Annotated in this window: 10 protein-coding genes and 1 tRNA gene; 6 read left to right on the forward strand and 5 right to left on the reverse strand. The window is 66.3% G+C overall.

Going from position 1 to position 9,333, the window contains the following annotated elements; translation table 11 throughout:
- Position 1: 1 nt before the first annotated feature.
- Both VFV09_11420 and VFV09_11425 read right to left on the reverse strand, forming a co-directional pair.
- Entirely contained in the window at positions 2-826 is an 825-nt protein-coding gene (locus VFV09_11420) for a GAF domain-containing protein (protein HEU4868326.1), read from the reverse strand.
- Between the two features lie 48 nt (positions 827-874).
- Positions 875-1,315: a MarR family transcriptional regulator gene (locus tag VFV09_11425; GenBank protein ID HEU4868327.1), complete on the reverse strand. Its 441-nt coding sequence runs from the start codon at positions 1,313-1,315 to the stop codon at positions 875-877.
- A gap of 51 nt (positions 1,316-1,366) precedes the next feature.
- Here VFV09_11425 and VFV09_11430 point away from each other — a divergent pair, with 51 nt between their 5' ends.
- Positions 1,367-2,029 carry an ankyrin repeat domain-containing protein gene (locus VFV09_11430; protein ID HEU4868328.1) on the forward strand — a complete coding sequence of 221 codons (663 nt, stop codon included), beginning with the start codon at positions 1,367-1,369 and terminating at the stop codon, positions 2,027-2,029.
- On the opposite strand, the gene VFV09_11435 is transcribed toward VFV09_11430, so the two are convergent.
- Positions 2,026-3,702: an alpha-amylase family protein gene (locus VFV09_11435; protein ID HEU4868329.1), complete on the reverse strand. Its 1,677-nt coding sequence runs from the start codon at positions 3,700-3,702 to the stop codon at positions 2,026-2,028. The genes VFV09_11430 and VFV09_11435 overlap by 4 nt on opposite strands.
- A complete protein-coding gene (locus VFV09_11440; GenBank protein HEU4868330.1) occupies positions 3,699-4,667 on the reverse strand; it encodes a TIGR03885 family FMN-dependent LLM class oxidoreductase in 969 nt (322 codons plus the stop codon). The genes VFV09_11435 and VFV09_11440 overlap by 4 nt, the downstream gene beginning before the upstream one ends.
- A gap of 265 nt (positions 4,668-4,932) precedes the next feature.
- Between VFV09_11440 and VFV09_11445 the strand changes: the two genes are divergently transcribed.
- From VFV09_11445 to VFV09_11455, 3 genes are all read left to right on the forward strand, one after another.
- The gene (locus tag VFV09_11445; protein HEU4868331.1) at positions 4,933-6,054 is read left to right on the forward strand and encodes a protoglobin family protein; all 1,122 of its coding nucleotides are present in this window, start codon (positions 4,933-4,935) and stop codon (positions 6,052-6,054) included.
- A gap of 78 nt (positions 6,055-6,132) precedes the next feature.
- Positions 6,133-6,678 carry an ATP-binding protein gene (locus tag VFV09_11450; GenBank protein ID HEU4868332.1) on the forward strand — a complete coding sequence of 182 codons (546 nt, stop codon included), beginning with the start codon at positions 6,133-6,135 and terminating at the stop codon, positions 6,676-6,678.
- Positions 6,679-7,109: 431 nt separating this feature from the next.
- Positions 7,110-8,105 (forward strand): DUF4349 domain-containing protein, encoded by a 996-nt coding sequence (locus VFV09_11455; protein ID HEU4868333.1) that lies wholly within the window; start codon positions 7,110-7,112, stop codon positions 8,103-8,105.
- A gap of 9 nt (positions 8,106-8,114) precedes the next feature.
- On the opposite strand, the gene VFV09_11460 is transcribed toward VFV09_11455, so the two are convergent.
- Positions 8,115-8,185 (reverse strand) — tRNA-Gly (locus VFV09_11460).
- An 80-nt stretch (positions 8,186-8,265) separates the two neighbouring features.
- Between VFV09_11460 and dcd the strand changes: the two genes are divergently transcribed.
- Together dcd and VFV09_11470 are read left to right on the forward strand one after the other, a co-directional pair.
- Positions 8,266-8,832, forward strand: coding sequence for a dCTP deaminase (gene dcd, locus VFV09_11465; GenBank protein HEU4868334.1), 567 nt, complete (start codon positions 8,266-8,268; stop codon positions 8,830-8,832).
- A gap of 35 nt (positions 8,833-8,867) precedes the next feature.
- A partial coding sequence (locus VFV09_11470) for an LLM class flavin-dependent oxidoreductase (protein ID HEU4868335.1) occupies positions 8,868-9,333 on the forward strand: 466 nt, incomplete at its 3' end.

Below are 9,333 nucleotides of genomic sequence, written 5' to 3' on the forward strand. Positions count from 1 at the left end.
CTTACTGCGACGCGGAGTTGAAGATCTGCGCTGCTCGAATCGCCAGCACCCGGGCTTTGGGCGCCTCCGGGGCCGGGAAGGCACCCGGCGCCCGGGAGTAGAGGTTCAAGGCGCCGGCCGGCTGGGAAGGCTCGGCTAAAACCGGAATCGAAAGCACCGCCCTGATCCCCCGGTCCTTCGCCGTCTCCAGAAACGGGCGCAGGTGCCCGTCGCCTTCGGTCAGTTCGATGAGCTCGGCGCTGCCGTGCTGCGCTGCCCTGACGCACGGGCCGTCGTTCAGCTCGTACTGAACTCTGTCGCACTCAAATGCGTCGGCTCCGGTCGCAACCGGAGTTGTCAGCCGGTCCCCCTCGCGGACGGTGAAGCTCACCTCGTCGGCCATGGGCATCAGCGACTGTGCGAGGCCCAGCACTCCCCACATGTGGGCCTTGATGCCGGTCTCCTGCTGGAGTACCGGTCCCTCGGAAGAAGCTGCAGCCCGGTCCGTCGTGTGCTCGATGACCAGGTTGGGAACCGGCTCGAAGGCGCCCGATATGAGAACCCGTTCGACCGAATCGTTGGGATTCACCAGGACCAGCCGGCCGCCGTCCCCGAGCTTGGATGCCAGACGGGCCAGAGTTCGCCTACCCGGTTCGTCGAGGAACTCGAGGAGTTCAAGGTCCAACGTCAGGTCGCCGGGGCCGGTCGACTGCCCGTCGAGCGCCGCGCCGGCCCAGCAGCAGTTGGAGAGATCCATCTCGCCGACCAGGCGGAAACTGCGCGGGGCGTCCAGTGTTTGGATGACCAGAAGCGGTTCGTTCGGTTGTGGGTAGTCGGCGTCGTTCATCGAGAATCCATTTTTCCACGAACTCGAAAAGACTAAAAAGCAGAGCCTTCAGGTTCCGGGAGGGCGAGCCTCCAGCGCCCGGGCGAGCACCCCGACGGCCTCCCCCAGACGCTCCCGGTCTTCACCGGACAGCGGTTCCAGCAGATCCGCCACCGCGTCCACCCGCCGCTTTCGTGCTGCGTTGAACAGCCGGCGGCCCTTGGTGGTGACGAGCACCTCGACCGACCTGTTGTCGGTGGTCGCCGCCCGCCGGTCGACGAGTCCGTCAGCCACCAGGCCGTTTACGATTCCGGTCATGGTGGGCGACCTCACACCCTCCGCTGCGGCCAGCCTCCCGACCGTCAGCGGCCCCGCGAAGACCAGGACCGAAAGGGCGGACAGGCGGGCGGGCGAAAGTCCGGAGCCCTGGTCGACGTGCCGGACGCTTCGTAGCAGGCGGATAGCGGCGCTGTGCAGCGCGTCGGCCAATTCCAGATCCCCGTTGCCCACGGGCAAAAGTATAGGTAGGCTACCTATCATTGTCGAGACAGGAGAAAGCGGATGGGCCAGCTGGTTGAAGCGGTGCTGGAGGGAGACGACGAAGCGGTGGACCGGTTGCTCGCATCCGACCGGCGAATAGCCGACGAGCGGGACGAGAGCGGGGTCTCGGCTCTGATGCTGGCGCTGTACCGGGGCCAGGAGCGCAACGTCGCGGTGATCGCCGAGGCCAAGGGGTGGCTGGACGTGTTCGAGGCCGCAGCCGTCGGGGACCCCGGCAAGCTGGAGCTTGCCCTAAAGGAGGACTCCGACGCCATCAGAGCCTTCTCGGCCGACGGGTTCACCGCCCTGCACTTCGCTGCATTCTTCGGCCGCCGCCTGCCGGCGAACCTGCTGGTACTCGCCGGGGCGGACGTCAACGCCGAGGCCCGCAACCTGAGCCGGGTGAGGCCGATCCACAGCGCGGTCGCCGGCCCCGACCCGATGATGGCCGAAATCCTTCTGGCGATGGGGGCGGACGTCAACGCGCAGCAGGAGGGGGGCTTCACGGCTCTCCACGCCGCGGCCAAGAGCGGGAATACCAAGCTGGTCGACCTGCTGCTGAGAGCCGATGCCGATCCGCGACTACCCGCCGCCGACGGCCAGACTGCTGCCGACTTCGCCCGAGCCGGGGGGCACGGGGAGATTGCCGCCCGCCTGGGAGGCCGGGGGCAGGGGGACGGTTAGGGGAGCGGGGTGTCGGTCGTGCGGGTGAAGCCGCGGATCCAGCGGTAGCCGTAGCCGGGGATCCGGACGTTGCGGTCGGAGATCTCGTCACCGGGACCGCTGCTGGAGTCGGCCAGCTCCACCTGCAGGTACTCGGCGTCCTTTCCGGCCAGCTTGCGCAGGTTGACGTTGCGGGACTTGTCCGACAGGTTGTGGACCGCCAGGACCAGGTTGGTTTCCCACTCGAACCGGTGGGCGAGAACGTCGTCGTAACCGGTCTTCATTACCTTGACCCGGCCGTAGCCGACCGCAGCACTCTGCTTGCGTGTCTGTACCAGGCGGCGCATCCAGTGCAGCAGCGAGTTCGGGTCGTGCTGCTGGTCCCGCACGTTCGCCTGCTTCGGCCCGAACGGCTCCACCGCCACCGGCCGCACCAGTTTGAAAGGCTCGGCGTCGGAGAAGCCTCCGGTGTCCGACGCGGTCCACTGCATCGGCGTGCGGGCGGGCATGCGCTCTTCCAGCTCGGGGTTGTCGCCCATGCCGATCTCGTCGCCGTAGTAGAGCATCGCCATGCCCGGGGTTGAAAAGGTCAGGCTGTAGAGCAGCTCCAGGCGCTTGCGATCCCCCCCGAAGATCGGAGCCAGCCGCCGCCGTATGCCCCGGTCGTAGATCCGCATGCTCTCGTCCGGGGCCAGGATGTCGAACACCTTCTCCTTCATCTTGTCGTCCAGGGTGTCGAGATTCAGCTCGTCGTGCAGGCGCGCGAAGTTCACCCAGCCGCAGAGCTCGGGAACCTCGGGGAGCGCCGAGAAGTAGTCGTAGAGCGGCTTGGCATCGCCCGTCGCCACGCTCGCCATCAGGGCGCTGTTCTGCATGAAGTTGAACAGCAGGTGCAGTTCATGTCCGCCGCCGAAGTACTCGGCGATCTCGTTGGGCGGCAGGTTGGCTTCGCCCAACAGGACGGCATCCCCGCGCCGGCGCTTCACGAACAGGCAGAACTCCTCCAGCCACTCGTGGTGCGGCTCGTTCACGCCCCCGTGGACCCCGACGGTCTCGATCATGAACGGCGCGGCGTCGAACCGGAACCCGGCCACCCCGAGCTGGAGCCAGAACCGCATGATCTGCATGATCTCCTCGCGGACCGCCGGGTTGGCGAGGTTCAGGTCCGGCTGGAATTCGTGGAACCGGTGGAAGTAGTACTGGCCGGTCTGGGAGTCCTGGGTCCAGTTGCGGGTCTGGACGCCCGGGAAGATGAGCGCCTCGGCCTCCTTGATCGGCTCGTCGGACCAGACGTACCAGTCCCGGTAGGGGGAGTCCTTGCTGCAGCACGCGTCCTTGAACCAGGCATGCTCGTTGGAGGTGTGGTTGACGACCAGGTCGATGATCACCCGGATGCCCCGCTCGTCGGCGGCATGGATAAAGGCGACAAAGTCCCCGAGCGTGCCGTACCGGGGGTCGATCGTGTAGTAGTCGGAGATGTCGTACCCGTCGTCCAGGTTCGGGGTGGGGAAGAACGGCATCATCCACAGGCAGGTGACACCGAGGGCCTGGAGGTGGTCGAGCCTTTGGATCAAGCCCAGGAAGTCGCCGATTCCGTCGCCGTTGCCGTCCATGTAGGTCTCGACGTCCAACTCGTAGAGGACCGCGTTCTTCCACCACAGGTCCCCGCTGTCCAGCCTGGTGCCCGAGTTCATCGGCTGCCTCCTATCTGCGGCAGGACCTTGTCGCCGAAGAAGTCGATGAACTCCTCCTGGTTTTTGCCCACCTGGTGGATGTTGATGGTCGAGAAGCCGAGGTCGGCGTAACGCTGGAGGTTCTCGGCGTGCCACGCCGCGTCGGACGAGATGTCGACGGTTTTGCCCACGTCCTCGGCCCGGATGAAGTTGGCGGCCATGTCGAAGTGTTCGGCCAGGCGGATGTCCTGTGCCAGGGGGCCGGGGAGCATGTTTCCCTTCCAAGCCTCCAGCGCCATCTTCTCGGCCGCGTCCTCGTCTTCGGCCCAGCAGACGTGGACCTGAAGCAGAAGGGGTTTGTCGCCGGCGGCCTCCCGGAAGGCGCCGATGATCTCCTTGAGCCTGTCCTCCGGCTGGTTCACGGTGATCAAGCCGTCGGCCCAGGTTCCCGCCCACCGCGCGGTTTCCACGGAGAGGGCTGCGGCGTAGAGAGGGGGAGGCTTGGCCGGCAGCGACCAGACCTTCGCCTCGTGCACGGTGACCAGGCCGTCGTGGGTGACCCGCTCCCCGGCGAGCAACCGGCGGATCACCGAGACGCACTCGCCCAGGCGCTCGTTGCGGACGGATTTGGGGGGCCACTCCCGGCCCGTGATGTGCTCGTTCATCGCCTCGCCCGAGCCGAGGCAGACCGAAAAGCGGCCGGGGAACATCTCCTCGAGTGTTGCGATGGCCTGGGCGACGATCGCCGGGTGGTACCGGTCCCCGGGCGCGTTCACCAGGGCAAAGGGAAGTTTGGTGGCGTGCATGGCGGCCCCCAGCCACGCGAATGCAAAACCGGACTCGCCCTGAGAGGCGCCCCACGGCTCGATGTGGTCCGAAGACTGGACCGCCTGGAAGCCGGCGCCCTCCGCCCGGACGGCCAGCTCGAGGAGCCGCGACGGGGCGAACTGCTCGTGGGACGCGTGGTATCCAAATTTTGCGGGCACGACTCTCGGTTACCCGAACCGGGGCCGGTCCAACCGCCTGCCGCAAGCGCAACGAAGCTCTGAATCTTGAGTAACAGGCCGGTCACGGGGAAGTAACGGCGGCTTTCCCTGCAATTCACACGTCCCTAACCGATGCGTAACCGCCGCTACTTAACCTCGTAAACATAGACAACCTCCGAACGGCCCGCCGGTTGGAGCGAGGCCGAAGTTCGAACCGCCTTAGTGGTTAAACGCCCTATTCGGGGCTTGAAAGGGGACGAAACCCATGGCAATGCGCAGAGAAGACGAAGAGTTCGAAGGATTGACGTTGAACCTCACCCCGCTGCTGATGCCGGTGGGCTCCAACGTCACGGCCGAGTTCCACCCGCTCGCAGACTTTGCGGCGTTCGGGGAGTACGAGGCGATGGCCGTCATGGACACCGGCGAGGACATCGCCTACCTGGCCGACGGGATTGCCAACGGCATTGCGGGATACCTCGCCGAGAGGCCCGAGATGTCGAGCCTCATGCGCTCGGTGCCTACGCCGGTCGACGTGAAGAAGATCAAGGAGTGGCTCGCCGTGACGAGCCAGGGCCCGTACGACGGCGCGATGTCGGCCTATCTGCGGGATGCGTCGCACCTGCCGGGCGGAGGGGCGACCTTCCCGGGTCTGGCGATGGCGCTGCCGCCCCAGATGCTCATCGCGCTGGTCGGCTGGGTGGAGGGCAAGATCCTCGAAGCGCTGGCCGAGGTCAGCGACGAGAGCACCCTGACCGCGGTCGGGGGTGCCTGGATGAACCTGATGATGCTGCAGCTGTGCATCTTCGTCGAACCGTACCTGGTGGAGCCGACCGGGCCCATGAACCACTCGGGCGCCGCCGAGTTCCACCCCTACGCCGAATTCGCCGGTTTCGGGGCCATCGAGGGAAAGATCCTCAAGGAGACCGGCCCGCTGCTCGAGCCGGCGGCCGGAGGGGTGATCGCACTGGCCTACAACTACCTGCTGACCAGGCCGGAGTCGGCGAAGTACTTCGACACCGACGCCCACCTGGCCCAGCGCAAGAAGACGCTCAAGGCGTGGTGGATCCGCAGCACCACCCAGCCGATGGACGGCAAGTTCCACGACTACATGTCGAAGGTCGCCGACGCCCACGTCCCGGGCGGGGGGACCCACCCACACGTGGTGATTCCCGCCGACCTCACCATCGCCCTGATGGGGTGGGTGCAGATGCGGGTGATGACCGCCCTCAACACGATCGGCGTGGACGCTGCAGGCGCCTACGTCTTCGGAACGATGGGTGAGCCGGCGGATACCGCCAAGGTGGGCCGGGCGTGGATGCGGATGTTGACTCTGCAGCTGGGGATCCTGATGGAGCCTTATCTGTCGGACGAGATGGCGCCGGCGTAGAACCAGCTCCACCGAGGAGGGCCTGGGGCAGTCGCCCGGGCCCTCCTCGTGTGTCTCCGTCCTGTAAGAATTCTCGCCATGGCCCCCTGGTTGATCATCGTCTGCGGCCCCTCCGGGGGCGGCAAGTCCTCGGTGGCCGGCCCGCTGTCCGAGTTGCTCTCGCTTCCGGTGATCGCCAAGGACGACCTGAAGGAGGTGCTGTTCGACAGCCTGGGGTGGGGCGACCGGGAGCGCAGCCGAGCCCTAAGCGACGCCGCCTACCGGCTGATGTTCCACCTCGCCGAGCGCCATGTCGCCGTGGGCAGGTCGTGCATCATGGAGGCCAACTTTCGCCCCGAGGCGGTCGCGGTCTTTCGGGACCTGGCGGCGCGGAGCCCGTTCCGGGCGATCAGGGTGAGGTGCTTCGCCACCCCAGAGGTGCTGATGAAGCGGATTGAGCGCCGGGCGCATGAGCCGCTACGCCACCCCGGGCACCTGGACGCCCAGCTGCTGCCGGAGGCCGGAAAGCTCATTCAGGAGGGGGCGGTCGACCTGGAGGGGCCGCTGATCGAGGTCGACACCACGGACCCGCGGTCGGTGGATGTCGAGGGGGTCGCCCGGCTCATCAAACAGATCATGGGCTAAAAGGAAAAAGATCCTGAACCGGGCCGGGGCTACAGCGGTCCGCGGGGGGCGGGGGCGGTTATGACCTCACTCCGACCCGGTTCAGGATCAGATGTTGTTGCCCCACCTATATCGGCAGCTTGGCTCAAACCTATAAGCACTATTTGTGAAATCTGGTCACGCTGAGTGGTGGTCAGGGATTCGGCTCAAGCGGAAGGCGAGCCTGGATCAGTCTTACCGGACCGGAGTGATCGCGGGGGGCGGGGGTGGTTAGTCCACACTCCGGTCCGGGGACTGAACTCTGCTGCAGTTACTTATCGGCAGAAACTTAACATCGTTAACTTGCAGTTTCAAACCCAGCGTGTAACCCGGGGAACTTTAGGCCGGGGTTCGTCCGTCAAAGGGTCATGAATCCAAAAGGCTGATGCGAGCCGAGATCAAGGAGCTGGAGAATGGGCAAACGACTGGTCGCAGCGCTGGCACTCGTGGTTCTGATGATTCTGGGGGCCTCATGCAGCATGGGTGGCGGTGACGAGGCAACGGATCTGTCCGGGCCGGTTTCCGGGAACGCGGTGTCCGAGTCGTCCGGCGGCGACGACGCCAAGCCGGCCGCCCCCGAAGCTCCGGAAGCTGCCGTCGGCCGCGGCGATGGGGGAGGTTCAGGCGGCGGGCCCGGGGGCCCGGGGGCATTCGGGGTAGCAGACTCGGACGCCAAGATCGCCCAGGCGCCCCTGCCGGACCTCCCGGACGGTCCGATCGCAGGCTCGGGCCGGGTCATCAAGAACATCTCGCTGGAGGTCCGGATCAAAAAGGACCAGTTCCAACGGCAGTTCGCACGGGCCGGCTCGCTGGCCGAGCAGTTCGGCGGGTTCGTCACCAACTCCCAGGTCAGCGAAACCGACGGCAAGCTAGCCTCGGGCACCCTCACCATCCGGGTTCCCTCGAACCGGTTCGAAGAGGCGGTTGGACGGCTCAAGGGCCTCGGCAAGGTGACCGCCGAGGACCGGAGCGGGCAGGACGTGTCCAAGGAGTTCGTCGACCTCGAGGCGCGCCTCAAGCAGGCCAAGACCGAGGAGGCCTTCTTCCTCCGCATGATGGACCAGGCCGAGAACATCTCCGACATGATCCAGGTCCAGAGCCAGCTCTCCGGGGTACAGCTGCGGATCGAGGAGATCCAGGGCCAGCTCAACTATCTGAAGGACCAGACGGCTTTGTCCACGGTGTCGGTGCGCATCTACGAGCCGGGCGCTCCGGCATCGGGCAATCCCCAGCCGCTTACCAAGGCATGGGACAGCGCGGTCGACGGGTTCCAGTCGGTGATCGGCGGCCTGGTGGTGGCGGTCGGGTGGCTGGCGCCCTTCGCCCTGATTGCACTGGCCGGGCTGTTCGTCCTCAAGCTCAGGAACCGGCCGAAGGCGGCGCCGGTGGTCGAGCCGCCGGCGGCGTGAAGTTTTAAGAGCGGGTGAGGGGAATCGGACCCCCGCCTGAAGCTTGGGAAGCTTCCGTTCTACCATTGAACTACACCCGCAAACTCGCCTAGCCATATTACCTAAGAGCCCCGGGGCACGAAGTCCGCCCCGGGGCTCTTACGGTTAGAATCCGCCCAACATGATCCTTTCCGACCGAGACATACGCGCCCAGATCGAGGCCGGAAGAATCAAGATCGACCCCTTCGATCTCAACCGGGTCCAGCCGTCCTCGCTGGACGTCCGCATCGACAACCAGTTCCGGGTCTTCCACAACCACCGCTACCGGGTGATCGACGTCCGCCAGCAGATGGACGACCTCACCGAGCTGGTGACCGTGGCCCCCGACGAGCCGTTCATGCTCCACCCGGGCGAGTTCGTCCTCGGCTCCACCCGGGAGTGGGTGGAGCTGCCCGACGACATCGCCGGGCGCCTGGAGGGCAAGTCCTCGCTGGGGCGCCTGGGTCTGGTGACCCACTCGACGGCCGGGTTCATAGACCCCTCCTTCAAGGGCCATCTGACGCTGGAACTGTCGAACCTGGCGACCCTGCCGATCACCCTCTACCCCGAGATGCTGATCGGCCAGATTGCGTTCTTCCAGCTGTCCTCGCCGGCCGAGTCCGGGTACGGCTCGGGCGAGCTGCGCAGCAAGTACCAGGGCCAGCGGGGTCCCACGCCCTCCCGCTACTGGGAGAACTTCAGCTCCTAGGGCGCAACCTCCAGCCTGCGGATACGATGGGAATCATGGACATAGGCGTATTCATCGCGGCCGAACCGCACAACCGCGGGCCCGCCGAGGACCTGCACGAGATGATCGACCTGGCTCAGGCCATCGAGGAGCTCGGGTATCGATCCCTGTTCACCGCCTCCCGGCACTTTTCGTCCGGCTACGCCGCGGTGCCTTCTCCCCTGGTGTTGTTTGCCGCCGTCGCCGAGCGCACGAGGACCCTGGAGTTCGGGCCGTCGGTCGTCACTCTGCCGCTCGAGAACATCCACCGGCTCGCCGAGGACTTCGCCGTGCTGGACGCCATCTCCGGCGGCCGGGCGGTGCTGGGGGTCGGCAGCGGGGACGACCCGCCGGCCTTTGCGGCGATGGGCGTCGAGTTCGACGAGCGGGCCGGGATGCTCTCGCAGACCATCGAAAGGTTCCTGGACATCCTGCAGGGCGGCGACGCCGGCGCCGGCATGACCCTCTACCCCCCGATCGAAA

Source organism: Actinomycetota bacterium (genome assembly GCA_035759705.1).
Classification (GTDB): domain Bacteria; phylum Actinomycetota; class CADDZG01; order JAHWKV01; family JAHWKV01; genus JAJCYE01.